At 61.0% G+C, this 26,830-nt stretch carries 29 protein-coding genes and 1 pseudogene; 10 read left to right on the top strand and 20 right to left on the bottom strand.

The window, feature by feature from the left end; genetic code table 11:
• Window positions 1-293: 293 nt before the first annotated feature.
• The 3 genes from DZG07_RS13120 to DZG07_RS13110 all read right to left on the bottom strand — a co-directional run bounded on the left by DZG07_RS13120 (window position 294) and on the right by DZG07_RS13110 (window position 2,928).
• Entirely contained in the window at window positions 294-1,865 is a 1,572-nt protein-coding gene (locus DZG07_RS13120) for a GMC family oxidoreductase (protein ID WP_119817705.1), read from the bottom strand.
• Between the two features lie 48 nt (window positions 1,866-1,913).
• Complete coding sequence (locus tag DZG07_RS13115; RefSeq protein WP_119817702.1) at window positions 1,914-2,447, bottom strand: twin-arginine translocation signal domain-containing protein; 534 nt, start codon at window positions 2,445-2,447, stop codon at window positions 1,914-1,916.
• Window positions 2,448-2,532: 85 nt separating this feature from the next.
• Complete coding sequence (locus DZG07_RS13110; RefSeq protein ID WP_119817700.1) at window positions 2,533-2,928, bottom strand: VOC family protein; 396 nt, start codon at window positions 2,926-2,928, stop codon at window positions 2,533-2,535.
• Window positions 2,929-3,144: 216 nt separating this feature from the next.
• On the opposite strand from DZG07_RS13110, the gene DZG07_RS13105 reads away from it, so the two are divergent.
• Window positions 3,145-3,450 carry a ribbon-helix-helix domain-containing protein gene (locus DZG07_RS13105; protein WP_091913494.1) on the top strand — a complete coding sequence of 102 codons (306 nt, stop codon included), beginning with the start codon at window positions 3,145-3,147 and terminating at the stop codon, window positions 3,448-3,450.
• Between the two features lie 10 nt (window positions 3,451-3,460).
• Here DZG07_RS13105 and DZG07_RS13100 read toward each other — a convergent pair whose 3' ends face one another.
• Window positions 3,461-3,754, bottom strand: a complete 294-nt coding sequence (locus DZG07_RS13100) for a Dabb family protein (protein WP_091913492.1) — start codon at window positions 3,752-3,754, stop codon at window positions 3,461-3,463.
• A 104-nt stretch (window positions 3,755-3,858) separates the two neighbouring features.
• Complete coding sequence (locus DZG07_RS23865; protein ID WP_162931515.1) at window positions 3,859-4,017, bottom strand: hypothetical protein; 159 nt, start codon at window positions 4,015-4,017, stop codon at window positions 3,859-3,861.
• 85 nt (window positions 4,018-4,102) lie between these two features.
• On the opposite strand from DZG07_RS23865, the pseudogene DZG07_RS13095 reads away from it, so the two are divergent.
• From DZG07_RS13095 to DZG07_RS13080, 4 genes and pseudogenes are all read left to right on the top strand, one after another.
• Window positions 4,103-4,297, top strand: a pseudogene (locus DZG07_RS13095) (DUF1365 family protein); the annotation flags it as partial.
• Window positions 4,298-4,360: 63 nt separating this feature from the next.
• Window positions 4,361-5,608 carry a cyclopropane-fatty-acyl-phospholipid synthase family protein gene (locus tag DZG07_RS13090; protein ID WP_119817697.1) on the top strand — a complete coding sequence of 416 codons (1,248 nt, stop codon included), beginning with the start codon at window positions 4,361-4,363 and terminating at the stop codon, window positions 5,606-5,608.
• 373 nt (window positions 5,609-5,981) lie between these two features.
• Window positions 5,982-6,215 (top strand): hypothetical protein, encoded by a 234-nt coding sequence (locus DZG07_RS13085; protein ID WP_091913489.1) that lies wholly within the window; start codon window positions 5,982-5,984, stop codon window positions 6,213-6,215.
• 203 nt (window positions 6,216-6,418) lie between these two features.
• The gene (locus tag DZG07_RS13080) at window positions 6,419-6,733 is read left to right on the top strand and encodes a hypothetical protein (protein WP_091913488.1); all 315 of its coding nucleotides are present in this window, start codon (window positions 6,419-6,421) and stop codon (window positions 6,731-6,733) included.
• A gap of 81 nt (window positions 6,734-6,814) precedes the next feature.
• On the opposite strand, the gene DZG07_RS13075 is transcribed toward DZG07_RS13080, so the two are convergent.
• The 3 genes from DZG07_RS13075 to DZG07_RS13065 all read right to left on the bottom strand — a co-directional run bounded on the left by DZG07_RS13075 (window position 6,815) and on the right by DZG07_RS13065 (window position 10,752).
• The gene (locus tag DZG07_RS13075; RefSeq protein ID WP_119817694.1) at window positions 6,815-8,794 is read right to left on the bottom strand and encodes a bifunctional 2',3'-cyclic-nucleotide 2'-phosphodiesterase/3'-nucleotidase; all 1,980 of its coding nucleotides are present in this window, start codon (window positions 8,792-8,794) and stop codon (window positions 6,815-6,817) included.
• 125 nt (window positions 8,795-8,919) lie between these two features.
• The gene (locus tag DZG07_RS13070; protein WP_119817691.1) at window positions 8,920-10,203 is read right to left on the bottom strand and encodes an NAD(P)/FAD-dependent oxidoreductase; all 1,284 of its coding nucleotides are present in this window, start codon (window positions 10,201-10,203) and stop codon (window positions 8,920-8,922) included.
• 75 nt (window positions 10,204-10,278) lie between these two features.
• Complete coding sequence (locus tag DZG07_RS13065) at window positions 10,279-10,752, bottom strand: Lrp/AsnC family transcriptional regulator (RefSeq protein ID WP_091913484.1); 474 nt, start codon at window positions 10,750-10,752, stop codon at window positions 10,279-10,281.
• A gap of 154 nt (window positions 10,753-10,906) precedes the next feature.
• Here DZG07_RS13065 and ald point away from each other — a divergent pair, with 154 nt between their 5' ends.
• Entirely contained in the window at window positions 10,907-12,022 is a 1,116-nt protein-coding gene (ald, locus tag DZG07_RS13060; protein ID WP_091913482.1) for an alanine dehydrogenase, read from the top strand.
• Window positions 12,023-12,102: 80 nt separating this feature from the next.
• Here ald and DZG07_RS13055 read toward each other — a convergent pair whose 3' ends face one another.
• The 6 genes from DZG07_RS13055 to sseA form a co-directional block, all read right to left on the bottom strand.
• Entirely contained in the window at window positions 12,103-12,402 is a 300-nt protein-coding gene (locus tag DZG07_RS13055; protein WP_091913481.1) for a hypothetical protein, read from the bottom strand.
• Window positions 12,403-12,739: 337 nt separating this feature from the next.
• A complete protein-coding gene (locus DZG07_RS13050; protein WP_119817688.1) occupies window positions 12,740-13,066 on the bottom strand; it encodes a hypothetical protein in 327 nt (108 codons plus the stop codon).
• Window positions 13,067-13,295: 229 nt separating this feature from the next.
• The gene (locus DZG07_RS13045) at window positions 13,296-13,778 is read right to left on the bottom strand and encodes a DUF1203 domain-containing protein (protein ID WP_119817686.1); all 483 of its coding nucleotides are present in this window, start codon (window positions 13,776-13,778) and stop codon (window positions 13,296-13,298) included.
• A gap of 157 nt (window positions 13,779-13,935) precedes the next feature.
• Window positions 13,936-14,493, bottom strand: a complete 558-nt coding sequence (locus tag DZG07_RS13040; RefSeq protein ID WP_091913721.1) for an OmpA family protein — start codon at window positions 14,491-14,493, stop codon at window positions 13,936-13,938.
• 108 nt (window positions 14,494-14,601) lie between these two features.
• A complete protein-coding gene (locus DZG07_RS13035) occupies window positions 14,602-15,162 on the bottom strand; it encodes a GNAT family N-acetyltransferase (RefSeq protein WP_091913475.1) in 561 nt (186 codons plus the stop codon).
• 2 nt (window positions 15,163-15,164) lie between these two features.
• Complete coding sequence (sseA, locus tag DZG07_RS13030) at window positions 15,165-16,016, bottom strand: 3-mercaptopyruvate sulfurtransferase (protein WP_119817683.1); 852 nt, start codon at window positions 16,014-16,016, stop codon at window positions 15,165-15,167.
• 259 nt (window positions 16,017-16,275) lie between these two features.
• Here sseA and DZG07_RS13025 point away from each other — a divergent pair, with 259 nt between their 5' ends.
• A complete protein-coding gene (locus tag DZG07_RS13025) occupies window positions 16,276-16,590 on the top strand; it encodes a hypothetical protein (protein WP_091913471.1) in 315 nt (104 codons plus the stop codon).
• Window positions 16,591-16,609: 19 nt separating this feature from the next.
• On the opposite strand, the gene DZG07_RS13020 is transcribed toward DZG07_RS13025, so the two are convergent.
• Window positions 16,610-17,353: an alanyl-tRNA editing protein gene (locus DZG07_RS13020; protein WP_119817680.1), complete on the bottom strand. Its 744-nt coding sequence runs from the start codon at window positions 17,351-17,353 to the stop codon at window positions 16,610-16,612.
• Window positions 17,354-18,388: a cysteine synthase A gene (locus DZG07_RS13015; RefSeq protein WP_091913468.1), complete on the bottom strand. Its 1,035-nt coding sequence runs from the start codon at window positions 18,386-18,388 to the stop codon at window positions 17,354-17,356.
• Between the two features lie 337 nt (window positions 18,389-18,725).
• Between DZG07_RS13015 and DZG07_RS13010 the strand changes: the two genes are divergently transcribed.
• Together DZG07_RS13010 and DZG07_RS13005 are read left to right on the top strand one after the other, a co-directional pair.
• Window positions 18,726-19,547 (top strand): SDR family NAD(P)-dependent oxidoreductase, encoded by an 822-nt coding sequence (locus tag DZG07_RS13010; RefSeq protein WP_119817677.1) that lies wholly within the window; start codon window positions 18,726-18,728, stop codon window positions 19,545-19,547.
• 158 nt (window positions 19,548-19,705) lie between these two features.
• Complete coding sequence (locus DZG07_RS13005) at window positions 19,706-20,680, top strand: alpha/beta fold hydrolase (RefSeq protein WP_119817675.1); 975 nt, start codon at window positions 19,706-19,708, stop codon at window positions 20,678-20,680.
• Between the two features lie 57 nt (window positions 20,681-20,737).
• Here the strand turns inward: DZG07_RS13005 and DZG07_RS13000 are convergent, their stop codons facing one another.
• The 4 genes from DZG07_RS13000 to ilvA all read right to left on the bottom strand — a co-directional run bounded on the left by DZG07_RS13000 (window position 20,738) and on the right by ilvA (window position 25,131).
• Window positions 20,738-22,129 carry a DEAD/DEAH box helicase gene (locus DZG07_RS13000; protein ID WP_119817672.1) on the bottom strand — a complete coding sequence of 464 codons (1,392 nt, stop codon included), beginning with the start codon at window positions 22,127-22,129 and terminating at the stop codon, window positions 20,738-20,740.
• A gap of 333 nt (window positions 22,130-22,462) precedes the next feature.
• On the bottom strand, window positions 22,463-23,281 hold the full coding sequence (locus tag DZG07_RS12995) for a GGDEF domain-containing protein (protein ID WP_197716852.1): 819 nt from the start codon (window positions 23,279-23,281) through the stop codon (window positions 22,463-22,465).
• A gap of 45 nt (window positions 23,282-23,326) precedes the next feature.
• Entirely contained in the window at window positions 23,327-23,878 is a 552-nt protein-coding gene (locus DZG07_RS12990; RefSeq protein WP_119817669.1) for a DUF1697 domain-containing protein, read from the bottom strand.
• Window positions 23,875-25,131 (bottom strand): threonine ammonia-lyase IlvA, encoded by a 1,257-nt coding sequence (gene ilvA / locus DZG07_RS12985; RefSeq protein ID WP_119817667.1) that lies wholly within the window; start codon window positions 25,129-25,131, stop codon window positions 23,875-23,877. The genes DZG07_RS12990 and ilvA overlap by 4 nt, the downstream gene beginning before the upstream one ends.
• Before the next feature lie 155 nt (window positions 25,132-25,286).
• Between ilvA and DZG07_RS12980 the strand changes: the two genes are divergently transcribed.
• Window positions 25,287-26,744, top strand: a complete 1,458-nt coding sequence (locus tag DZG07_RS12980; protein WP_091913456.1) for a TrkH family potassium uptake protein — start codon at window positions 25,287-25,289, stop codon at window positions 26,742-26,744.
• Window positions 26,745-26,830: the final 86 nt, after the last annotated feature.

The following is a 26,830-nucleotide window of genomic DNA, read 5'->3' as shown; positions in this document are numbered from 1 at the left end:
CCCGCGACTCGCACACAAGAAGCAATGCAATCGCCGTGCCAATTGACGCCCGATTCAGACAGGAGACGGTTATCCCTGCATTTTCAAATAGATATGATGATGCGGGTGAGATCGCGCACGATCGCCCTTGCACAACTATGGGTTATATTAGTGCAATCGATATTGTGCGCTGCACAAATTCTGCGCAGAAGGCGCTCATGCATCCATTTTTGGCACAGCTTGCGCACAAAAAATCCGGCGCAGAATGTCGAAAAGACATTCCACGCCGGAGGCAGGGTCTCGGGGAGGTCGTCCTAGATGTTCTTGGCCGCCATCTCCTTGGCGATATGATCTGCCTGCCGGATCGCCAGCGTCACGATGGTGAGCGTCGGGTTTTCCGCGCCGCCGGTGGTGAACTGGCTGCCGTCCGACACGAACAGGTTCTTGATGTCGTGCGTCTGGCCGAACTTGTTGACCACACCATCCGACGCCTTCTCGCTCATGCGATTGGTGCCGAGATTGTGCGTGGACGGATAAGGCGGCGTCGGGAACGTCCGCGTTGCCCCGACAGCGTCATACATGGCCATGCCCTGCTTGTAGGCATGGTTGCGCATGGCATCATCATTGGCATGGTCGGTGAACCAGACGTCCGGTATCGGCATGCCGTATTTGTCTTTCATCTCGCCATGTAGTTTCACCGCGTTCTGTTCCTGCGGCATGTCCTCGCCGACGATCCACATGCCGGCCATATGGTCATAGTGGTCGAGTGCCGTGGTGAACCCTCGGCCCCAGCCACCCGGATTGAGGAAGGCGGCCATGAACGGCAGGCCAAGCGACAGCGTCTCCAGTTCATACCCGCCGACAAAGCCGCGCGAAGGATCGTGCTTTGCCTCGTCGCGCACGATGCCGGCCATGGTCGTGCCGCGATACATGTGCACCGGCTTGTCGAAGATCGCGTAGACCGAGCCGGTGGTGTGGCGCATGTAGTTCTTGCCCACCTGCCCCGACGAATTGGCAAGTCCGTCCGGAAACTTCGACGATGCCGAATTGAGCAGCAGCCGCGGGCTTTCGATCGAATTGCCGGCAACGCAGACGATGCGCGCCTTCTGGCTTTGCAGCTTGCCGTCCTTGTCGGCGTAAACGACGTTCGTCACCTTGCCGCTGTCGTCATGCTCGATCTTGACGACATGGCTGTTGGGACGAACCTCCAGCTTGCCGGTTTCTTCGCCCTTGGGGATTTCCGTGTAGAGCGTCGACCATTTCGCGCCCCATTTGCAGCCTTGGAAACAGAAGCCGGTCTGCTGGCAGCCCATCCGGCCATCACGCTCGGCGGAATTGATCGCCATATTGCCGGTGTGGCATTCCTTGTAGCCAAGCGCGTCCGCGCCGGCCTTCAGGATCTTGAAATTGTTGTTTCCCGGCAGGCCTTCGATGCCGTTGGTGCGGGTCACCCCCATCTTGTCTTCGGCCTTGGCGTAGTATGGTTCGAGTTCCGCCAGCGTCAGCGGCCAGTCGAGCAGATTCGCGCCCTCGATCTTGCCGTAATGGGTCAGCGCCTTGAATTCATGATCCTGCAGGCGAAGCGATGCACCGGCCCAATGCGTGGTCGTTCCGCCGACAGCCTTGACGATCCAGGCCGGAAGGCCCGAAAAATCCTTGGCGACGCGCCAGCCGCCGGAAGCGGTGCGCGGATCGCCCCAGGAGAGCTGGGCGAAGCTGTCCCACTCGTCATTGATGAAATCCGCATATTCGTAACGGTTGCCTGCCTCGAGTATGACAACGTCGATGCCCTTCTGGGCGAGTTCGTTGCCGAGTGTGCCGCCGCCGGCGCCGGAGCCGATGATTACGACGACCTTGTCATCGTTCAGATCATATTTCGCGACCATGGTTTCCTCCCAAAGGTCAATAATTGCAATGGCTTGACGAAACGGGCTCTAAAGCCACTCGATGTCGTCGAAGCCGCGCGCGATGTAGCCTCCCTTGGAGTAGGACTCGCCCTCATAGCCGAAGATCGGCCAGATCTCCTTCTGGTTATAGAGCCCGACAACCAGTCCGCCCCGGATCGCCTGGAAGAACGGCGTGTCCTCGATACCCTGGAGAAGCTTCACCCGCTCCTCCTCCCAGCCAAGCCCGGCATAGCCGCCGGCACCGGCCTTCTGATCGAGATCGGCGATGCCTTTTTCGATGAGTTCCTTGTGGGCAGCATCCTTGCCGGCCAGTTCGTCATGGCTCTTGACGGCGATGGCGTAATATTTGTCCGGCACCTGGTCGTGCGGATAGATGTCGCGCGCCATCTGGATCAGCGTCGCCATCGTCTCGGGCTTGAGGGCCGTCGTTTCGAGCCCCCAGGCATGTTGCGGGCTGATGACGGCGCTGCCGCTGATGACGAGCAGTGCGGCGCCCACGCCGCCGCGTTTCAGCAACTCGCGGCGCGACAGGCCAGGCCTGCCTTCATGGATCGTGACCATTCTTGTTCCTCCCTTGCTTGCTATGCGCCCGCAGGCGCTCTTGCTGGCTGGGCCGCACTCCTCCCGAGTGCGGATCGCCCCGTCCCTATTTGTAGCGGCCGTGCCGTTGCAACACTTCGATCTGGTAGCCATCCGGATCAGCGACGAAGAAAAACCGGGCCAGCAAAGCGCCTTCCCGGTTGAATTCGACGATTTTGCGTGGAGCGAGGCCGAGCGCCTCGAAACGGGCATGCTCGACGTCGAGATGATCGACGCAGAAGGCGACATGGCCGTAGCCGTCACCCAGCGTGTAAGGTTCCTCGCGGCCTTTGTTGATGGTGAGCTCGACCTCGAAGTCGGCTTCGGGATTGCGCAGATAGACGAGCGTGAACGTCTCGAAATCCAGCCTGTCGGCGATTTCGAGCCCGAATGCCTGCCTGTAGAAATCAACGGACCGGGTTTCTTCAAGAACCCGGATCATCATGTGTATCGCTTTGGCCAAACCTGTCTCCGTAATCGTTACGCCGTCTATCTGGAATCGATTATGAGCGCGGTGCATCAAAGGTGGTGGCAGCCCATTACCACGCAGGAAAATGATCGCCGGTTACAATCAGGCTAGGCACCAAAGTTCGATTGCGGCGAACTGCATTTCCGTCGAATATGCCATCAGCGGACTCAAGCGCCCGCCAAAACCAAGAAAAACCGGGAGGAATGAAAGATGTGCAGGGTTTTTGCCGGACAGGATCCGGAAGGCTATCGCCAGATCAACCGCTCGATTCGCATTGGCGGCCACTCGACCAGCATCCAGCTTGAAGCGACGTTCTGGGCGCTGCTGGACGAGATCGCCGACGGCCAGGGGCTGACGACGCCGAAATTCATATCGAAGCTTTACGACGAGGCGATCGAGATAAACGGCGAGATACCGAACTTCGCGTCAATGCTGCGCACGACTTGCGCGCTCTATCTCAGAGGCCACCGCCCCTCGGACCACGAACAGGCGATGCTGCGCAGCGAAGCAGCCTGAGCTGACGCCGTCAGGCGCCTTCGGCCACCACATCGGCCGAGAAGCGCAATTCGCGTAGCGGCCGCACCTTTCGCGTCGTCGCATCATAGGTCGGATGCGCCTTGTAGGCGGCAAGTGCGGCCTCGTCGGCGAATTCGGCATAGACCACCACGTCGATCTCGTTTCCGAGCGGATCGACCTTGGTGTTGAAGGTCACTTCGAAGTGATCGGAATGCGGGATCGAGGCCAGCGCCTGCAGCCCGTCGCGGACAGCCGCGACATCTTCCTTCCGCTTGGCGCTGAAAAACACGATATGCCGGATCACGTACGCCTCCTGAATTCCCGAGGCGTCTTTTGGGTCGCTATCGCGCCCGCGTCAATCTCTCAAGACAAGGGCTTTCAGCCGCAGCCTGCCGGCAATTTCGTCGATCAGCCGCCGAAGTAGCTCACCGCGTGGCGCAACAGCCGCACGCCATGGTCGAGGTAACGGCCCTGATTGGACGTGGCGTCCCAGATCAGGAAGACGGTGACGATGACCACGGCAACGACATAGCGCATGCGCGCACGATACCCCAATGCCTTCAACACTACCACCGCCTGCGCAATCCGATCGTAAATGACCGGTTGAGACCTTTTAGCCGGTCAGGCGGCGAAAAGCGTTCTCGGTCAGGGGCGTGAAAAGCTTGGCACTGCCTCCCTTTCGCTCTGCCTCTTGATGTTTCCCTTGATGACATGGAAGATCATGGCAGGAATCCACTGGGAAGCGCTGAAACTGTGGTTGAAGGGCGCCCGTTTCAGAAGGAGCCCACCGGCTCTCGAAACGGTCTGCTACCGTGATCATGGTGGAGCGTTCGAGCCCGGTGAATGAGAGGGAAGCTGATGGCATGCGAGGGGCATGCGCCGGCTTCGGCGACGAAATCGGGGATCTGACATGACGCAGGATCACGCCGCATCCGACGACGCGATAAGGCTGGATGAACGCAATTTCGCCGATGTGGCGAGGGGCCTGCCGGCCAAGGCGCGCATGGTGCTGTCGGCAGCCATGAACCTCGCCCGCGGCTCGCTCAAGATCACCTTGCCCGACGGACGCTCCGTGCTGGTCGGCGGCAAGGCGCCCGGCCCGGACGCGCAGCTTGTGCTGAACAACTGGCGCCTGCCCGGCCGCGCCTTCACCGGCGGCACGATCGGCGTTGCCGAATCCTATATGGACGGCGATTGGGAAAGCCCGGACGTGACCTCGTTTCTTGAGCTCTTCGTGGTCAACTCCGAAACTGGCGAACGTCTGGCAGGCGGCGCGAGCTGGCTGCTGAATGCGGTTCAGCGCGTCCGCCATTGGCTCAACGAGAACACGTATCGCGGCTCGAAGAAGAACATTTCGGCCCACTACGATCTCGGCAACGCCTTCTACAAAGAATGGCTGGACCCGACCATGACCTACTCCTCGGCGCTGTTTTCAGCCGGGGCCAACGATCTCGAAAGCGCGCAGACCGCGAAATACCGCGCATTGGCCAAGGATGTCGGGATCCGCGCCAAGGACCATGTGCTGGAGATCGGCTGCGGCTGGGGCGGTTTCGCCGAATTCGCGGCGCGTGAAATCGGCTGCCGGGTCACCGGCCTGACGATCAGCCGCGAGCAGCATGATTTCGCCACCGCCCGCATCGCCAAGGCCGGCCTTTCCGACAAGGTCGAGATCAAGCTGCAGGATTATCGCGACGAAACCGGCAAATATGACCGCATCGCCTCGATCGAGATGTTCGAGGCCGTCGGCGAAAAATATTGGCCGGTGTTCTTCGGCAAGGTGAAGGACTGCCTGAAGGCGGGAGGCACTGCCGGCATGCAGATCATCACCATCAACGAAAGCGCCTATTCGATCTACCGCAGCCGGCCGGACTTCATCCAGCGCTACGTCTTTCCGGGCGGCATGCTGCCGACACCGGCGATCCTGAAGTCGCTCGGTGCCGATCAGGGCCTTTCCTATCTGCGCGAGCGCGTCTTCCCGCAGGACTACGCCCGCACGCTTGCCGAATGGCGGCTGCGCTTCTGGGAATCCTGGGAAAAGATCGTTCCGTTGGGCTTCGACGACCGCTTCAAGAAGCTCTGGGAGTTTTATCTCCACTATTGCGAAGCCGGTTTCCGCGCCGAATACATCGACGTGCGGCAGGTCATCTACAAGGCCTGACCCCAGGGCATCGGGAGAGAATTCGGCCGCTTCTTGGTGCCCGAAAGAAATTTTGCGGCCAATTTCCGGCCTCATTTTCTGACGTCTCGGCACCCCCTGTCCCGCGACTCGCGCGTACCGCCAGGGTTCTGCAAAGAGGAATCACGCTTGCGTGAATGGCACTCTCACGGGATCGCATCCTGTTGATCGTCAGCCGACTTACTTTCGCGGGCGCCCTCACCCATATGAGCCGTGTTGATCGTCCAACACGAGGGATTTCCAAAAATCACCGGCAGCTTTGACCACTCCACCGGAACACCGGTTGGCGTGTCTTTCCTCCCATGCCGGCGGAAAACTCCTTGTCGCGGTCACGACGAACTTTTGGAGAATACAGATGAAGAAGACAATCATTGCACTCACCGCGGTTTTGATGACCTCCGGTATCGCCCTTGCCCAGAATGCGAATTCGGTGATCAAGACGGCTCATGACGCCGCGCCGGTTTCGGTCGTCGTCAAGCAGCCGACCAACATCGACCATTCCTCGCAGGCTGCGATCTCATCGACAGTTGGCGCGACCAACGCGCAGGAGCGCGCGGCGATCATTCAGGAACGCGCCGACAATCACTGATGGAATATCCGGGGCGCGCATTCACGTCCCGGCACACAATCCCGTGACGATGACCCCAGGCGATGTCTCGGTTACTTCATTTGAAGTTGAGCATCCCGGTACATAAATCACACTCTGCAATCGAAGATATTGAATCTCTTGACGATTTGTATCTTCAAAAATTCTGCCGAAGAAAATTCGGCCAAGAAAAATGGAGACTAAAAATGAGAAAGATCATCCTTTCCCTCGCCGCCGTTCTTTTGACCACCGGCGCATCCCTCGCGAATGACCGTTACGGCGATGCCGCTCCTTCCTCGGTCGTCGTCAGCGCTCCGAGGACCATCGATTACTCCGGCACGGCCGCCATCGGCGCCACCAGCACCGGCGTCAAGAACGACCGCTACGGCGATGCCGCTCCGAATTCGGTTGTTGTCAGCCAGCCCAAGAGCCTCGACTACTCGGGCACGGCCGCCATCGGCGCAACCACCAACGGCCTCAAGAACAACCGTTACGGTGACGGTGCGAACTCGATGTACTGATCGAGCGGTCCCTGCGGGACTGAGTTGAACGCAAAGGGCGGCAGACCTGGTCTGCCGCCCTTTTTGTTTATTCCGGTGACCTCAGAGCGTGATGCGGTATTTCCCAAAACCTTCCGCACCTTCGCCGGCCGCCTCGATCTTGACGCCCTTCACATTGGCGATCAGATCCTTTGCCTTCGGGCCGGTTTCGAACAGAACCGACGTTCCTTCCAGTGGCGCAAAGCTCCAGTTGTCGTCGGCCGACGGGTTGATCGTCTTCTGGTCGATGATGTAGCGCACGATCACGTCGCGGTTGGTGTCCGGCGCCTCATAGATGATCTTGGACGCGTTGATCTCCGGGAAATTGCCGCCGCCGCCGGCGCGGTAGTTGTTCGTCGCGACGACGAATTTCGCAGCCGGATCAATGGGTTTTCCGTCGAACATCAGATCGACGATGCGGTTGGAGCCGGCGTTGATGACGGCACCCTTCGGATCGTATTTCGGCGGCTGCGACAGGTCGATCTTGTAACTGACGCCGTCGATCACATCGAAATTGTAGGACGGGAAGTCGGTGTTGATCAGCGGCTGGTCGGCCTTGCCCTTCTCGACCTGATTGAAGATGCCGGCCGACATTTCCAGCCAGTCCTTCACCTGCGCGCCGGTGATCTCTACCGCCCGCACTGTGTTCGGGTAGAGATAGAGGTCGGCGACGTTCTTGATCGCGATGTCGCCGGTCGGCACGTCGGTATAATAATCCGGCCCGCCGCGGCCGCCTGACTTGAAGGGCGCTGCCGCCGAAAGCACCGGCAAGTCCTTGTACTGCGTGTCCTTCAGCAGGTCCTTGATGTACCAGGTCTGCGCCTGGCTGACGATCTGTACGGACGGATCGTCAGCGACCAGCGCGAAATAGGAATAGAGCGGCGCGGATGTCTTGCCGACCGGACGGCGCACATAGGCGAGCGTTGCCTCGTGATCCTCCTTGAGCGCATCGACGATGCGCTTGTCGTCCTCGACCGTCGCCTTGTTCTTGTTCTCGACGCGCTCATAGATCGGCCGCGCCTCGGATGTCGCCGAGACCACCTTCCATTTGCCGCCGTCCGCCTCCAGCATCAGGTCGATAAGGCCCATATGCGAGCCCCAGAAGCCGCCCATGACGGCCGGCTTGCCCTGCAGCGTGCCCTTTGCCGTATCGACGCCTTCCAGCCCCTGAAAGTCCTTCGGGCCGGGGAAGACGAGGTGCTGGTGCCCTGTGAAGACGGCATCGATGCCGTCCACGCCGGCGAGGAAGAACGAGGCGTTCTCCATCAGGTCGCCCTGCTTGTTGTCGATGCCGGAATGCGAGAGCGCAATGACGATGTCGGCGCCCTCCTCCTTCATCTGCGGCACCCAGGCTTTTGCCGCTTCCACGATGTCGCGCGTCAGCACGTTGCCGGTCAGGTTCTTGGCGTCCCAGATCATGATCTGCGGCGGCACGAAGCCGATGATGCCGATCTTGATTGGATGCTCTGCGCCCGCGCCGTCCTTCACCTTCTTGTCGAGGATCACATAGGGCTTGAGGTAGAGCTTGTCGTCGCGCGGGTTGGAGGCAAGCTCGGTGCCCTTGACCAGGTTGGCGCAGACGAACGGGAAATTGGCCCCGGCCAGCACCTTGTCCATGAAGGACAGGCCGTAATTGAATTCATGGTTGCCGAGCGTCGAGCATTCGTAGCCGAGCAGGTTCATGCCCTTCATGACGGGATGCACATCGCCTTCCTTCAGGCCCTTCTCATAGGCGACATAGTCGCCCATCGGGTTGCCCTGCAGGAGATCGCCATTGTCGATCAGCATCGAATTGGTCGCTTCCTTGCGCACTGCATCGATCAGCGAAGCGGTGCGGGAAAGACCCATCGTGTCGTTCGGCTTGTCGGCATAATAGTCGTAGGGCAGCACGTTCACATGGATGTCGGTCGTTTCCATGATCCTGAGATGCGCCTGATTGGCCTGCGCTCGTGCCGAAAACGGATGCAGCATGACGAAGGCCCCGGTTGCCGCGGCACCTGCTAAAAAAGACCGCCGCGACAAGGGATGAAGCAACTCGGACATGGTTTTCTCCTGGAGATTGATCTCGAAAAAAATCGACGTCGAAACGATGAGTTTCGCGCCGAATTTTTACCAAGTCCAGCAGGAACAGGTGACGCGCCGATGACAATTTGTCGGCTAATCAGCGATCATTTCGGTTTTGCAGGCGCCTGCGCCGAGCCCTGCGTGATCAGCCGGGCGCTGCGCTGGCCTGTCGTATAGATCCACAGCCAGCTCAGCGCGACGGAGAGCCTGTTGCGAAGGCCGATCAGGAAATAGATGTGCGCAAGGCCCCAGAGCCACCATGCAATGCGCCCGTTGAGCTTGATCCAGCCGAAGTCGATCACCGCAGCGCGCTTGCCGATGGTGGCGAGATTGCCGTCGTTCTTGTAGCGAAACGGCCGCGCCGAATTGTCACCCTTCAACCGGGCCTTGATCGTTGCCGCTACATGCCAGCCCTGCTGCTTTGCGGCGGGCGCGACACCGGGAACGGGCTTGCCTTCAGGCGTCGTGACATGTGCCGTATCGCCAATCACGAATATCTCGGGGTGCCCGGCAACCGTGAGATCAGGCTCCACCATTACACGCCCTGCCCGGTCGGCCGAGGCGCCCAGCCATTCGGCGGCCGGAGATGCAGCGACGCCAGCCGCCCAGATGATAGTCTTTGCCGGCAGATGCTGCCCGCCATAGACCACGCCCTGTGCATTGCATTCAGAAACCGCCCGGCCAAGCTCGACTTCGACACCAAGCTTTTCGAGCGCGCTCTTCGCATAGGCCGATTGCGCCGGCACGAAAGCCGAAAGCACGCGCTCGCCGGCCTCGATCAGCACCACGCGGGCTTCGCGTGTGTCGATGTTGCGAAACTCGCGCGGCAGCGTGTCATGCGCCAGTTCGGCGATCGTGCCGGCCAGTTCCACACCGGTCGGACCGCCGCCGATGATCACGAAAGTCAAACGCGCACGGCGGCGTTCGGGATCGGTTTCCCGCTCGGCCTTCTCGAAGGCCATCAATATGCGCCGGCGGATGGTCGTCGCATCCTCCAGCGTCTTCAGGCCGGGCGCATAAGGCTCCCATTCGTCATGGCCGAAATAGGCGTGCCGCGCACCGGTCGCCAGCACCAGCGTGTCGTAGGGAATAGCTTCGCCGTCCTCCATCAGCACCCGCTTGCCGGCCTTGTCGACGCCGGCAACCGTGCCGAGAAGCGTGGTCACATCCTCGCGGTTGCGCAGCAATTGGCGTATCGGCCACGCGATCTCTGACGTCGCCAGCGATGTGGTGGCAACCTGATACAGAAGCGGCTGGAACAGATGATGGTTGCGCCGGTCGATGATCGTGATGCGCACCGGCACACCGGTCAGGTTGCGCGTGGCCTCCAGGCCGCCGAACCCAGCACCGACGACGACGACGTGATGTGGGCTGGGGACAGGATCCATTGGGCTCGCCTTTGGAAAGAGTAAGATGTGCGGATTATGAAGCAGAGCCGCGAACAAACAACGCGGCAGCGTGTCTCACGCCAGTTCCGGCTTCATGCCGAGCGCGGTGCGGTCGATGATCTCGCGCAGCGCAAAGGACGAGTTGATCTTGGTCACATGCGGCATGGCCGACAGCCATTCCTTGTGGATGCGCTCGTAATCGGCGAGGTCCTTGGCGGCAATGCGCAGGATGTAGTCGTATTCGCCCGACATCAGATGGCAGGACAGGATGTTGGGACAGCGCTTCACCGCCGCCTCGAAATCCGAGAGCGTCTTCTCGAACTGGCCCGACAGCGAGATATGCACGATCGCGGTCATCTGGTGGCCGAGCGCTGCGTTGGAAAGCCGGGCGTGATAGCCCCGGATGACGCCGCTCTTTTCAAGATTGTCGAGCCGGCGCGAACAGGCCGACTGCGACAGGCCGACCTTCTCGGCAAGTGCCGCATTGGGAATGCGCCCATCCTTCTGCAAAGCGTCCAGAATGGCGATATCAATCCTGTCGAGCGACATTATTCGTATTTCCTTCGAATATACCGAGATTTTGCGCAACGAATAGCGGTTTCAGGCGGCAACAGCAACCCAATTTGCAAACAAGCGCAGCCGATTCTGTGATTTCATGAGGGATACAAAAAATTCCATCGACGGGAAACAGTGGAGGAACACAATGCGCGTCGGATGCCCCAAGGAAATCAAGAATCATGAGTATCGCGTCGGCCTGACGCCGGGTGCGGTTCGCGAATATGCAGCCCATGGCCATGAGGTTCTGGTCGAGACGGGCGCCGGTGCGGGCATTGGCGCTGATGACAATGCCTATCGCGCTGCAGGCGCCACCATCGCCAAGACGGCCGCCGACGTGTTCGCCAAGTCGGACATGATCGTCAAGGTCAAGGAACCGCAGCCCAACGAATGGGTGCAGCTGCGCGACGGCCAGATCCTCTACACCTATCTTCACCTTGCTCCCGATCCGGAACAGACCAAGGGCCTTCTGGCGTCCGGCGTCACTGCCGTCGCCTACGAGACGGTGACGGACGATCGTGGCGGCCTGCCGTTGCTGGCGCCGATGTCGGAAGTTGCCGGCCGCCTCGCCATCCAGGCCGGCGCGACCGCGCTGCAGAAGGCCAATGGCGGCCGTGGCGTGCTGCTGGGCGGCGTGCCGGGTGTTCTGCCGGGCAAGGTCACGGTCATCGGCGGCGGCGTCGTCGGCCTTCATGCGGCCAGGATGGCGGTCGGCCTCGGTGCCGACGTTACCATTCTCGACCGCTCGATCCCGCGCCTTCGCCAGCTCGATGACCTCTTCAGCGGCCGCATTCACACCCGCTATTCGACCGTGGAAGCGCTCGAGGAGGAATGCTTCTCGGCGGACGTTATCGTCGGCGCGGTGCTGATCCCCGGTGCCGCCGCACCCAAGCTCGTCACCCGCGAAATGCTGTCCGGCATCAAGAAAGGCGCTGTGCTCGTCGATGTCGCCATCGATCAGGGCGGCTGCTTCGAAACTTCGCATGCCACCACCCACGCCGACCCCACCTATGAGGTCGACGGTGTCATCCACTACTGCGTCGCCAATATGCCGGGTGCCGTGCCTGTCACCTCGGCGCATGCGCTTAACAATGCGACGCTGCACTACGGCCTGCAGCTTGCCGACAAGGGCCTGAAGGCGCTCATCGACGAGCCGCATCTGCGTAACGGTCTCAATGTCCACAAGGGCAAGATCACCAATCGCGCCGTTGCCGAAGCGCTCGGCTATGAAATGGTTGAGCCCAAGGCAGTTCTGGCAGCCTGATTTCGAATCCTGGTTCCACAAACAAAAAAGTGGCGGCGGGCATCGCCCGTCGCCCAAGGTTCAAATTGTATATTTGCCGCTTATCTCATCGACGGCTGTGCATCGCCGTCGCGATCGTTCCTGTGCGGGCCATATTCCGGTGCCTCGATCGCTGCCGTGCTGCTGCGATCAATCGGGCCGGAGGCAACCACGGCCGAATTCGGAGCCGCATCGCTGTCACGCGTATTCTGGCTTACTGAATAGCCAGTGGGCTGTTGGACGGTATTGCGATCCACAACGACATGGTTCGGATTGACGATAACCGACGGCGGGGCTGAATCAGCCAAAGCCGCACCAGAACCCAGAAGAACAGCGGCAAACGCAAAGACTAACTTCTTCATCTCACTTCTCCTCATCGCAAGACATTGGTTCCGCCGCTTGCCAGCGGTACCCGCGCGCAAAAGCGCTGGACGAAGGCACAACACCTTCCCATCCCATCGTGCTTTCGTACTCGGGTCAGGATTTCAGTTTCTATGCGCCGGAATTCCGGGAGTGTTTTCCGGCACGACTGACGTAGGTACGCGACCGCGCAACGGCAAATCACGACGCTGCGACCGAAAGTTGCGTCCCTTCACAGATCCGTGTTGGCCTGCTCGATCCTTCACCGCCGCACGGCGATCCGATCGGCTGAAGGGGCGACGGACACCGTCCGCCGCCCAAGGCTCATATTGTTGCCGCTTATCTCATCGACGGCTGTGCATCGCCGTAGCGATCATTCACATGCGGGCCATATTCCGGCGCCTCGATAGCAGCCGTTGTCGTATGATCGAGCGGGCCGGCCGCGAGCACCCTGGACTCAGGGGCCGCATCTCCACCGCGCTCGTTCTGCCTCACCTCATAGCCGGGGTCCATCGCCGTGTAGTTGCGATCCATGACCTCGTGTTTCCGTTGCATGATGACGGTTTTTGGCGCTGAGTCGGAGCCGACAGCGACCGGGTATTCATCGGCCAGTGCTGAACCCGAAACAAAAAGAACTGCGGCAAACGCAAAGAGCAACTTTTTCATCTCACTTCTCCTCATCGCAAGACATCGGTTCCGCCGCTTGCCCAGCGGAGTCCACGCGACAAAGCCCTGGACGAAGACGATACGTCTCCTCCCATCCCATCATGCTTACGAAGCTTGGGCTGTTTCCTCAATTATGCCGGAGATCCGGGTGTTTTCCGGCATGATTGACATGGGTGCGCAACGGTCTTGCGGCAAATCACGACGTTGCGACTGAAAGTTGCACGGCCCCTCACATGTCCGTGTGGGCGCGCTCGATGCGGCATTGATAGCAATTGTTGCGGGCAGAGCGCATGTGGACATAGGCGATCTCGGGCCGCTGCAGCAATTCATAAGCGCGCCCGCAGATCATATGCGTCGGCACCACCGCCCCACTGCCATAGACGATGCGATCGTCTTCGCCGTAACCGCGCAGAATGTAGTCCGGCGTCGCCCTGAACATCGACGGGATCGTGTCGGTTTCCGGCGCGCGCTCGCATTCCTCGGCGTGCAGGAAGATAGGCCCGGTCTCGGCATAGGGTTGAAGAGCCGGAAATGGCCGATAGGCAAGGATCAGATACTCCTTGCCCGCCTCGATATTCCGCAGGCAATGGCGGCAGGGCATACCGTCGCCATCGGAAATGTGGCGCTCGGGCGCGAACCCGTAATCGTCGACAGCTCCGGTCTGAAGGTCGCGAACGCGGTCGGTGGGAAGGGCAACATAACGCAGCAGCATGGCATCAACTCCTGAAGACGATCATGCCTGCACCATGCCGTGCCCTTCCCCCTGCCAGCCACCCGATTCCTGATTGTGAAAGCCCTGCTCGAAACGCCAAACCGCCGATCACAAATCCATGATCGGCGGCCCGGGATTGCCAGTACAACGCTATCGATCAGCGCAGAAAATCGTCTATGCGCCGGAGCGTCACGCGGCGGTTCTGCCAGTTTTCGTCCTGCGTCTGCACGAGCAGGAATTCCTCGCCATAGCCGACAGTCTCCAGCGCACGGGCCGGAATGCCGAACTCGCGCACCAGCGTCCGCTTCATCGAAGCTGCACGGCGCTCGGACAGTATCTGGTTCGATTCGTAGGAACCGACCGCATCGGTGTGCCCCTCGATCAGCACCTTCGTGCCCGGCCGACGCCGCAGCAGGCGCTCCAGCGCTGTCGCGATGTTTTCCAACTTGCCGTATTGCGAATGGGGGATCTCGGCCGAACCGAAGGCGAAGTTGATCGACTGGATATCGATGGACGGCGCCATGCGGCGAAGTTCGGGACGGTTCTTGAACTCACGCACCGTTACGCGCTGGTCGCGGCGCAGCTTTCTGGACGGCGCGGCATCCAGCCTGCGCTCGATCTGCGAGGCCGAAGGCATCGCGCTCTGCGCTGTCGCGAAAGTCGGAAAGGCAATGAGCGCGACCATGGCGGCTGCGAAGTGGCGGCGGTTCAGCATATGTGTCTCCTTCAGCGTCGGCTGGAAAAGCCGTTTCGATGGCGCGAACATGCCGCGCCCAAGCTGAATCCTTCCTGAACGAGCAGTTCAGCTTCGGTTATCTGGATGTCAGGGCCGCATGACGCTGGCGGAACGCTCGGCGAAACTCATGGTGCGCACCATCTCCTGCTTCTGGCCGACCGGCGAGAAACCGAGCTTCTGATAGAGCGGAAGGGCGGCCGGGTGATCCATCGTGCAGGTCTGCACCGTCACCCGTTCGGGCTTGTGCGACCAGGCCGCTTCGATTGCCGCGCCCAGGAACCAGCGGCCGAGCCCCTGCCCCATGGCGTGCTCCATCATGCCGAAATAGGCAAGTTCGGCCTCTCCTGGCAGATGCGGCTTAATGTCGAAGAAACCGGCGGGCACGCCGTCGAGATAGAGGATGCGGACGTCGCGGTCTTCGCGATGCAGGCCGGCGGAAAGCTCCTCGTCATCCAGCCGCAAGGCGTTGACCCACTGCCATTTCCGCCCGACCCGGTCCATCAGATAGCGATAGAAATGCAGCGGTACGGCACGCGCCTTCAAGAGCGCGATCTGCTTGTTCATCGGCAGCGAAGGGTAATAGGCCGGCGGCGCACCCATTTCGAGAAAGGTGACGGTTACCGGTATCGACTGGGTCTCGTCCGCCATGGTCAATCCTTGCCGGTTGCGATCGGCGTATCGCTCAGCCCGCCCCATTCGGTCCATGAGCCGTCGTAGAGCTTGTTGTCGGTATGGCCGAGGCTTTCCAGCGCCAGCGTGATGACAGCCGCCGTGACACCGGAGCCGCAGGAGGTGACGACAGGCTGCGAAAGATCGAGGCCAGCCCCTTCCAGCTTTTCCTTCAACCGGTCGAGCGGCAGGAATTGCCCGTTTTCCGAAAGCGAACTGGCAGGCACATTCCTGGCGCCCGGCATATGGCCCGAGCGCATGCCGGCCCTCGGCTCCGGGTCGGCCCCGGTAAAACGTCCCGCCGGGCGGGCATCGGCGATCTGGCGTTCGCCGCTCTCGACGATACGCCGCATATCCGCCAGCGAAGCCACACGCGCGGCGTCGAAATTGGCGTGGAAGACATTGCCCGCCGTCTTCGTCGGCTCCGACGTCACCGGGAGCCCGGCAGCTTTCCAGCCGTCGAAGCCACCGTCGAGAATATAGACCTGAAAGACGCCCATTACCCGGAACATCCACCAGACGCGCGGTGCGGAGAAGAAGCCCGGCCCGTCATAGATCACGATCGTATCGTCGGCGGAGATGCCCATCGAGCCGACATGCTGGGCAAAGAGATTCGGGCGCGGCAGCATATGCGGCAGGTCCGAATCAGGATCGACCACAATGTCTAGGTCAAAGAACACCGCGCCGGGAATATGGGCGGCATCATATTCGGCGCGCGCGTCGCGCTTCTGCGCCGGCAGATACCATGAAGCGTCGACGACCGAGATGCCCGGCGTCTTGAGTTTCGCCTGAAGCCAATCGGCATCGACCACGAATGGACTCTTTTCCGGCATCTTTCGTCTCCGAGTGGCAATCATTCGCCCGCATGTTGAATAGGCGTGGCGCGAAAAATCCGCAACCGCGACAAGCCATAATGGCAAGGCTTACGTAATCTTTGCCAGCAAGAGTGCCGACAGGTCGATTGTTCGCAACGTCGCATTCCGCGCACAATTTTGCCTTTTTTCGGCGCTCCATCTTGCGCCGGCCAATCAAAATTACCACTTCGCATTTGCTTCCCGGGGGCGGTGCAGCACGATGACGAGGGACTTTAATATGATCAGGCGGATTTGGCGCAGCTACACGACCCCGGACAAGGCGGATGCTTACGAGCATTTTTTCGACACGCTGATGTTACCGGCCATCGAGGGCATGAGACTGCCCGGTTACCAGAATATGGAGCTTCTGCGCCGCGTGGCGGACGAGGAAGTGGAATTCGTCTGGGTGATGACTTTCGACTCGGCAAAGAGCCTTTCACCGCTGAAGGCCGAAGCCAATGATCCGGTATCCGTGCCCCGCGCGGCACAGCAGTTGCTCACGCGCTGGGACGAAAAAGCGAGTTTTTACGAGACCCGCCAGAGTCGGCCGTAACGGCGTCAGATCTCCCGGGTCACTGCGCCGGCAGCGGCCCGAAGCGAATGCGGAAGCGGCGGTTTTCCCGCCCCTTCTTCTCGATCTTGCCGATATGGATTTCGCCGACCTCACCCGTGCTTTTCACATGGGTGCCGCCACAAGGCTGGCTGTCGATCGACCCATTATCGCCAATGCAGACAAGCCTGATCTTGCCGGTGCCGGTAGGCGGCCGGACATTCTTGGATTTGACCAGTCCCGGATTGGCGGCAAGGTCGGCGTCTGTAATCAGCCGCGTGAAAACGGCATGGTCGGCGGCGACCAGCTCCATCAGCCGCGCAGTCACATCTTCCTTGGTGTAGCCGACATCCGGCAGATCGAAATCGACGCGCGAATCCTCCTCGTTCACCGAAGCCCCGGTGATCGGGAAAGGACAAACGACCGTTAGCAGGTGGCAGGCCGTGTGCATGCGCATCAGGAGATGCCGGCGCGGCCAGTCGATGGACAGCGCAAGCTGCTCTCCCACTTCCGGAACCGGCTGATCGACCGCCGGAACATGGATGATCTCGTCCTTGGTCTCACCAGTAATCGTCGCGGCAATGGCAATGCGGCTGCCATCCGGCCGCATCAGGAAGCCGGTGTCGCCGGGCTGTCCGCCTGAGGTCGCGTAAAAAATCGTGCGATCGAGGATGATGCCGCCGCGCTCGTTGATGGCAACGACGGTGGCGTTGGTTTCCGCGAGATAGGCATCGTCGCGAAAAACCGCTTCTGTCGTAAAGGCCATTTACGCCACGGCCTCGAAGGGCACAGGAATCTCCACCGGACGATCCATCCATTCGGGGATCGGCAGGTTCTTCGAACGCAGGAATTCCGGATTGAACATCTTGGACTGATAGCGCGTGCCGTAGTCGCACAGGATGGTCACGATCGTATGGCCAGGCCCGAGATCGCGCGCCAGGCGAATAGCGCCGGCGATGTTGATGCCGGTCGAGCCGCCGAGGCACAGGCCCTCTTCCTGTATCAGGTCGAAAACGATCGGCAGCGCCTCCTCGTCAGGAATCTGATAGGAGAAGTCCGGCGTAAAGCCTTCCAGATTGGCGGTGATGCGCCCCTGCCCGATGCCTTCGGTGATCGAGCTGCCCTCGGACTTCAGCTCGCCGCTGGTGTAGTAGCTGAAGAGCGCGGCACCCAGCGGGTCGGCAAGCGCGATCTTCACTGCGTTGCTGTTCTGCTTCAGCCCCATCGCCACACCGGCAAGCGTGCCGCCGGTGCCCACCGCCGACACGAAACCGTCGACCTTGCCGCCGGTCTGCGCCCAGATTTCCTGCGCGGTCGTGCGAATATGGCCATCGCGGTTGGCGACATTGTCGAACTGGTTGGCCCAGATCGCGCCATTCGGATCGGACTTGGCCATCTGCTCGGCCAGCCGTCCCGAGACCTTCACGTAGTTGTTCGGGTTCTTGTAGGGCACCGCCGGCACTTCGATCAGCTCCGCGCCGAGAAGGCGCAGCGCGTCCTTCTTTTCCTGGCTCTGCGTGTCGGGAATGACGATGACGGTGCGATAGCCCAGCGCCTTGGCAACCACCGTCAGCCCGATGCCGGTATTGCCGGCCGTGCCTTCGACGATGACGCCGCCCGGCCGCAGCAGCCCCTTCTTCTCCGCATCGCGGATGATGAACAGGCCGGCGCGGTCCTTCACCGACTGGCCCGGATTCATGAACTCGGCCTTGCCGAGGATTTCGCAGCCGGTTTCTTCCGAGGCGCGCCTCAGCCGGATCAAAGGGGTGTTGCCGATTGCGTCGATCACCGAACGGTGCATGGAAAATTCCTCATGTGTCGGCGCCGACACTAAAAACCGCGCGCCGCGCTTTCAAGGGATGAATTTGCCTGGCCTAGACGCATTTTGAACATTGACCGCCGACGAGGCACGAAAACCTATCCGGTTTATTTGCTATCGGTCGTGTCGAATGACTGTGCAGGCCGGCCGCCTGAAAATTCGGAGCGTTGCTGGTACGGCGTGACTGCGGCCATTTCATCACTGGTTTCATAATATTGTTTTGGCATCTTCATTAGAACCAGAACTATCCATTCGCCCCTTTCCAATAAAGATCAGGCCCGCTAGGTAGGCTTTCTGATTGCGAATAACGGATCATCACATGGCAGCATTGTACCGGGCGGCCCCCAGGGATGGCGTAGCATGGATAACAGGCGCCAGCACTGGTATCGGCCGCTCGCTGGCGCTCGAACTTGTCGCGGAGGGCTACATCGTTGCCGCCACGTCCCGCGACGAAGAGCGGCTTGCAACGCTGGTTGAAGAAACAGCCGGAATGCCCGGCCGTGTACTGTCTTTTCCATGTGACGTGACCGACGAGGACGCCATGGTCAAAACGGTGGCCGCGATCGAGAGCGAAGCCGGCCCGATTGCGCTTTCGGTGTTCAACGCAGGCACCTATTTTCCGACCCGCGGCGAACGGCTCGACGTGCTGAACATCACCAAAACCTTCGAGATCAATCTTTACGGGGTGATGTATGGGTTGGTCCCAGTGGTTGAGCGTATGCGCGAGCGCGGCCGCGGTCATGTCGTCATGGTCGGTTCGGCATCGTGCTATTTCGGCTGGCCGTCCGCCGGCGCCTACGGTGCGTCGAAGGCGGCCCTGAACAATCTGGCGGAAGCGCTGAAGCACGACTTCGACAAGATGAACATCCGCCTGCAGGTGATCAATCCGGGCTTCGTCGATACGCCGCTTACCGAGCGAAACCATTTCGCCATGCCGGCCCTCATGCCGGTCGGCGACGCCTCGCGGCGGCTTGCAAAGGCCATTCGCTTCGGCGGCTTCGAAACCAGCTTCCCCCTTCGTTTCACACTTGCGCTCAAACTTTTGAGGATATTGCCGTTCTCGCTGCGGTATTGGTTCGTCCACAAGGTTACGGGTTGGGAAAGACGCCCGCTGGCGAACGGCCGCAGACGACGCTGCTGAGCGAACTTCAAGATAAATCCATGTCCGGCCCTGCAGGACTCTTGGCCGCGATTCGCGAAGTCTGTACGTAAAAGACATTGATTCGTTGCATTGTCTGCAACATCTCAGTGCCCGGCGCGGGCTTGAGCCGTCGCGCCCTGGCGTGTCTGGAGGATTTCGTGGGACGCCGCATCATGATCGGCTTCATCTGCCTGCTGGTGGTTCTGGCGGTCTTGTTCGCACTCGGCCCGCGCGTGCCGGTCGACACGCGCATCACTTTTGACGCATCCGCCGTCGGCGATGATCCGGAACTCTACCTGGAAAACACCGAGGACAAGATACCGGGCATCCGCGAAGGACTTGAAAAGGAGATCATCTGGGCCGACCCGATGATCCACGCCAAGACGCCGATTTCCATCGTCTACATACACGGCTTTTCCGCATCCAAGGGCGAACTCCGCCCCCTGGCCGACGAAGTCGCCGACGGGCTCGACGCCAATCTGTTCTATACGCGCCTGAAGGGCCATGGGCAGGACGGCGCAGCCATGGGCACGGCCACCGTCAATGACTGGATCAACGACTATGCCGAGGCACTGGCCATCGGCCGTGCGATCGGCGACAAGGTCGTGGTGATCGCCACCTCGACCGGCGCGTCGTTGGCCGTCCAGGCCGCCACACAGGCCGGCGCCTCGGAAGGAGTCGCGGCAATGGCGCTGATTTCGCCGAACTTCGGCGTTCGGGCCTCCGGCTCGGAAATCCTCACCTGGCCCTGGGGCGGGCAGATCGCCGAACTCATCGCCGGCAAGACCCGCAGCTTCGAGCCGCGCAACGCCCTGCAGGAGAAGCTCTGGACCACCAGCTACCCGACGCGCGCCGTGCTGCCGATGGCAGCGCTGACCAACCTGGCCCGCGAAGCTCCGGTGGAGCAGATAAAAATCCCCGCTTTGTTCATCTTTTCGGATTCGGACCGCATCACCCGGCAGGATCTGACCCGCGAGATCGCCGCCCGCTGGGGTGCGCCGCACGAACTCGTGCCACTCGACGACACCGGCGATCCGGACAACCACGTCATCGCCGGCGATGCCTTGTCGCCGGTGACGACCAACTTTCTCGCCGAGCGCATCGTGGTGTGGGTTCGGGCCATCCTCGAATAAAAAGAAACGGCCGAAGCATTGCTTCGGCCGTTTCCAATTTCTCAAACTGCGGTGCGCTTATGCAGCCCGCGTATTCGGCTTGCGGCCACCGAAGCCGCGCTTCTTGGCGCGGAACGGCCTCTGTCCTTCCGGCCTGTCGCCTGAAGGCTGTCCGCCGAACGTCTTCTTGCCGAAACCGCCGTTGCCGCGTGGCTTCTGGCCGTGCGGGCGCTTGTCGCCGCGCGGTGCGTTGCGATCATTGGCTGCTTCGCGCGGCGCGCTGTCATGCGTGCGCGGCGCCGGGGCCGGATCGGGCTGGCCGAGGTGATCGGCAGCGACCGGCAGCTTCATGCGGATGATCTTCTCGACCTGGCGAAGCTTTGCGTTCTCGCCCGGATCGCACAGCGTGATGGCAATGCCGTCTGCGCCGTTGCGGCCGGTGCGGCCGATACGGTGGACGTAGCTTTCCGCCTCATCCGGCAGCTCATAGTTCACGACATGGCTGATGCCGGGCACGTCGATGCCGCGCGCCGCGATATCGGTCGCGACGAGAATGCGAACGGAGCCGTCGCGAAAGCCGTTGAGAGCCTTCTGGCGGGCGTTCTGCGACTTGTTGCCGTGGATGACGGCGGCGTCGAAGCCATCACGCTCCAGATCACGGGTAACGCGGTCGGCGCCGTGCTTGGTGCGGGCGAATACGATAACCGAGCGCATCGTCTCGTCGGCCAGCATTGCCGACAGAACCTGCCGCTTCTGCTTGACGCGGGCAAGAACCACGCTCTGCTTGATCTCGGCAGCCGTCGTACCCTGCGGTGCGACTTCGATATGCACCGGGTCCTTCAGGATGCCGCGGGCAAGCGATTCGATCTCGGCCGGCATGGTGGCGGAGAACAACGCCGTCTGGCGGTCCTTGTGGGTCGCCTTGGCGATCCGCTTCACGTCATGGATGAAGCCCATGTCGAGCATGCGGTCGGCCTCGTCGAGAACCAGCCAGCGCGTGTCGGACAGGTTGACCTCGCCCTCGCGGACCAGATCGGTAAGGCGGCCCGGGGTTGCGATCAGCACGTCGACGCCGGGCGCCATCTTCTTGACCTGGCTGTAGCGCGACACGCCGCCGAGCACGAGCGCAGTCGACACATGAAGACCCTTGGTCAGCACGCGGATGGTGTCTTCGATCTGCACGGCGAGTTCGCGGGTCGGCGCGAGGATCAGCGTACGCGCCGTCTTCGGCAGGCGCTTGGTGCCAAGCGCAATGATCTTGGTCAGGATCGGCAGGCTGAAGGCTGCCGTCTTGCCGGAGCCTGTCTGGGCGACAGCCAGCACGTCACGGCCGGCAAGATGGGCCGGAATGGCCTGTTCCTGCACCGGCTTGGGCATATCGAAGCCCGCAGCATGCGTGCCCTTGAGAAGGCCGCCGGTAATTCCGAGTTTGGCGAAACCAGTCAGTTCCGCATTGTTTTCGTTCGTCAATTTATTCTTCTTTCATGCGGTACTCGACCGCAAAGCATGATCGCGGCAAGGCGCTTACCTGCCGGCGAAATTTGTTATGGAAACGACAAGGCGGCGGGCATTTCTTTTTGCCCACGCGGCTGCGCTGTCGTGCCCGCGAAAAAAAGTCCGCAGGGCTTTTTCTCCGCGGATCACTCGATCCTGATGAAGAAAACAGACGCAACCAGTCCCATCGATGGGGAGAGCCGAATAGCCGGCCCAAGCGCCTATGACGCCGCATATGGGCGATTTGCGCTGAAAAAGCAAACGAATTTATGTTGCGGCGCAAAAACACGCCGGCGAAAGCGCGAAAATTCAGGCCGCATTCACCTGCGAAGCGTTTGAAACGACCCTGTCGCGCCCTTGCTGCTTGGCGGCGTAGAGGTTCTCGTCGGCCCGCGCCATCAGATCCTCCAGCGGCTGCCCCGGCTCGCGCACGGCAATGCCGATGCTGACAGTCGCCTTAAAATCATTCTCATCACCGCCGACCCGAATATGCGCGGATTTCCGGCGAATGCGCTCGGCAATCACCAACGCCAGGGGCAGATCGGCGTCGATCAGGAAAATCCCGAACTCCTCCCCGCCCAGCCTCGCCGCCACATCGCCTTCGCGGATGCAGGAGGCGATTGCAGCGCCCAGCCTCGACAGGACCGCGTCACCGGCCAAGTGGCCGAAGCGATCGTTCAGCTGCTTGAAATGATCGGCATCGATATAGAGAAACGCACCAGCCGCTTGATCGGCCCGGCCCGTTTCGCACTCGTGAAAGAAAGTCCGGCGGTTATAGAGGCCGGTAAGATCGTCAAAGCGCGCGACGCGATCGAGCTCTTGCGTCAGTTTGCGGAGTTTCACATTCTGGCCGAGAAAGAAAAAGCCGAGCGGATATCCGAGTACCGCGACGATGATGCTGCAAAGCAGGATATCGAGAAGGAAACGGTCCGAAAAAAAGATGCTGTAAAACAACGCGGTAAGCGCGTCCGCGGCAAGCATGGTCACCAGGACCATGCACGTCGTCTGCCAGAAAACAGACATCGCTTCGAACTTCGGCATCAGCGAGTTTAGTTTCACGCCACTCACCCCAATCGCCTTCCCTAAGGTTTCTATATAACGCAAAAGATGAAATTCAGGTCGGATCAACCGCTAAAATTTTATCGATCAGACGACATCAGGCGCCAGAAACCGCTACTTTTTGCCGGCAGCGTCGGCAGCCAGCTTATGCAGCGCCAGGACGCTGTTCCAGTTGCGCGCAGTCGAGACGGCTTTCAGCATGCGGTCGACGATGGGCGGCAGTTTCGATCTGCCGAAACCGTCCGGCGCGTGAAAGTAAAGCACCTTGCCGACAACGGCGATGCGCTCATGCGCAGCACCTCTCGCAGCCAGCGCCTCGACATCCTCCTTCGCCGGGGCCTTGTCGAGAACAAAGGCATGGAGCGAAGTCGGCACGTCCACGGCTTCGGGAAACGGGTTGTCGCGGATAAGCTTCGACCATCCGGCAAGGCTCACCAACATGATGTCTTTTTCGAAACCAAAGTCGCGCTTCACGATCGCAGCGATCTCCGCGGCAACATCGGCTTGCCTGCGGTCTGACGAGACGACGGCGTTGCCGCTGTTGATATAGGTCGCGACATTGCCGAAACCGGCCTTGGTCAGCGCCTCGCGCAGCGGCTTCGTCGGCAGCTGCGTCGCACCACCGACACCGCGAAACAGCACGATGTAGACCGTCTCCGCGCTCATATCACCAGCCCGGCGATCGTCTCGTTCTCGGTAATGTCCTGATAGGCCCAGCCGGCTTCATGGAAGCGCTTCGACAGCACGTCGAAGTTGCGCCGGTCCTTGGTTTCGATGCCGATCAGCACCGAGCCGAAATTCCGCGCCGACTTCTTGAGGTATTCGAAGCGCGTGATGTCGTCGTCCGGCCCGAGCAGATCGAGAAAGTCGCGCAATGCACCGGGCCGCTGCGGAAAGCGGAACACAAAATATTTCTTCAGGCCCTCGAAGCGAAGTGCCCTCTCCTTCACATCAGGCAGGCGCTCGAAATCGAAATTGCCGCCCGACACCACCAGCACGATGGTCTTGCCGCGTATTTCCTTGCGCGGAAAATCCTTGAGCGCATCGATCGCCAGCGCGCCCGCCGGCTCCAGCACCACGCCTTCGATGTTCAGCATCTCGATCATCGTCGCGCAAAGCCGGTTTTCGGGGATGAGCCGCACCGCGCTTTCGGAAAAATCCTTCAGGTGCCGGAACGGCTCACGGCCGATTTCGGCAACGGACGCACCGTCAACAAAATTGTCGACAGCCTCGAGCTTCACCCGCTTGCCGCTCAGGAGGCTGTTCTTGAGGCTCGGCGCACCCACCGGCTCGCAAAAGACGAAGCGCGGATCCTGCCCCACTTCGCGTAGATACTGCGTGACGCCGGCTGCCAACCCGCCACCGCCGACCGGCAGCACCACCATGTCGGCCTTACGTCCCGCCGGCATCTGCCCGGCGATCTCATAGGCAACGGTCGCCTGCCCCTCGATGATGTCCTTGTGGTCGAAGGGCGGCACCATATGCGCGCCGGCAGCCTCGGTGAACTCGATCGCCGCGCGGTAGCAGGCATCGAAAAAGTCGCCGACCAGCTTGATCTCGACGAATTCGCCGCCAAACAGCCGCGTCTTGTCGATCTTCTGCTGCGGCGTCGTCACCGGCATGAAGACCACGCCCTTTTTGCCGAAATGGCGGCAGACGAAGGCAAAGCCCTGTGCATGGTTGCCGGCCGAAGCACAGACGAAAAGCTCGGCATCGTTGCCTGCCGCAAGCGCCTTGCGGAAGAAATTGAACGCCCCGCGGATTTTGTAGGAGCGCACCGGCGACAGGTCTTCGCGCTTCAGGAAAATATGCGCGCCGGTCTTGCGCGACAGGTAGTCGTTCTCCTGCAGCGGTGTCTCGGGAAACAGTTCGCGCACCGCCGCGGCGGCGGCCGCAACCTTGTCGGCAAAGCTCGTCATATCAAAATTCCCCGCCGCGCGCCGGGCGGCGTTTCCTGTTGGCACGGTTTGCGAGCCTATTGCATATTCGGGCGGATGAAGCCACTGTCCGGCCCTGCCGCTGCCCTTCGCGTCTCGTGACGGCGCGGTCGCGATAGCTGGGGTCCCGTCAATCCGTGAATAGAGTTGCCATTCGCGCCGCGATCCACGTTGCAGCGGTCTTTGCCATCTATCTGTCAGCCGCCATGCTCATTCCTGCTGCGGTCGATCTCTACTACGGCAACAAGGACTGGCGGGTTTTTGCCTTCTCGGCCCTTTTCATGGGCGGACTGGCCATGGCCGTCGCGCTGGCGACGCATGGCAATGCCCCGCCCGTAACGAGCCGGTTCGGCTTCCTCCTGGTCAATCTCCTGTGGCTGACCATGGCCCTCGCGGGCACCGTCCCGTTTCTCGCCTCATCACTCGACATGAGCATCACCGACGCGGTTTTCGAATCGGTTTCGGGCATCACCACCACCGGCTCCACCGTCATCAATGGGCTCGACCATGCCCCGCCCGGCCTGTTGATGTGGCGCTCGCTGCTGAGCTTCATGGGCGGCCTGGGCGTTATCGCGCTCGGCCTTTTTCTCCTGCCTTTTCTGAATATTGGCGGCATTTCCTACTTCAAGATCGAATCCTCGGATATCGAGGACCGGCCCTTCGAACGGTTCCAGACGTTCACGCTCAGCCTCATCGGCATCTACACCGCGCTGGTGATTGCCTGCGCCATCTCCTACGCGGCAGCCGGCATGGACGGGTTTCACGCCGTCAACCATGCCATGTCGACGGTGGCGACGGGCGGCTTTTCCACCCACGACACGTCCTTCCTGCGTTATGCTGACAATCCGGCCATCCTCTGGATCGGCACCATCTTCATGTTCATCGGTGGGCTGCCGTTTTCGATCATGATCCTGTTTGCCATCCGCGGCCGTTTCGAAGCACTGCGCGATCCGCAGATCAGGGTCTATGCCGGCTACTGCGTCGTCTTTGCCGTGGCGGTCGCGATCTATCTGCGCGTCACCACGGGCGAGTCCTTCTTCCAGGCCCTGACCCAGTCCACCTTCAACTTCATGTCGCTGATCACGACGGCAGGCTTTGCCAGCCAGGACTATACGCTATGGGGACCGTTCGCGGTCACCTGCGTCTTCGTCGCCACCTTCCTCGGCGGCTGCTCGGGCTCGACCACCGGCGGCATCAAGGCCTATCGTTTCCTCATCCTGTTCGAGCTGATGGCCAACGGCCTGCGGCGGCTGATCTATCCCAACACGGTCATTCCGGTGCGCTACGGCGACCGCTCGGTGCCGGACGACATGCAGCGCGCGGTCGTACTGTTCATCTCCTCATTCCTGGTGCTCTGGGCCATCACCACGGTTTTGCTCGGCGCCACCGGCCTCGACTTCATCACCGCCCTCACCGGCTCGCTGACATCGCTCACCAATGTCGGCCCAGGGCTTGGCCCGATCATCGGCCCGGTCGGCAATTTTTCCTCGCTGCCGGATGCCGCGAAATGGATATGCTCGGCCGCCATGCTGCTTGGGCGTCTGGAAATCCTGGCCGTGCTGGTGATCTTCACGCCGACCTTCTGGGGCCGCTGACCGTTTCCCGATAACAACACCGTGTCCGGCTGCCGTCGCGGCAGGCTGGACCGCGCCAGCGCGAGCGGCTATCAGGAACCTGGCCG

The sequence above is a fragment of the Mesorhizobium sp. DCY119 genome, from assembly GCF_003590645.1.
In the GTDB taxonomy this organism is placed as follows: Bacteria; Pseudomonadota; Alphaproteobacteria; order Rhizobiales; family Rhizobiaceae; genus Mesorhizobium_M.
This window is presented reverse-complemented; position numbering and strand designations above follow the sequence as displayed.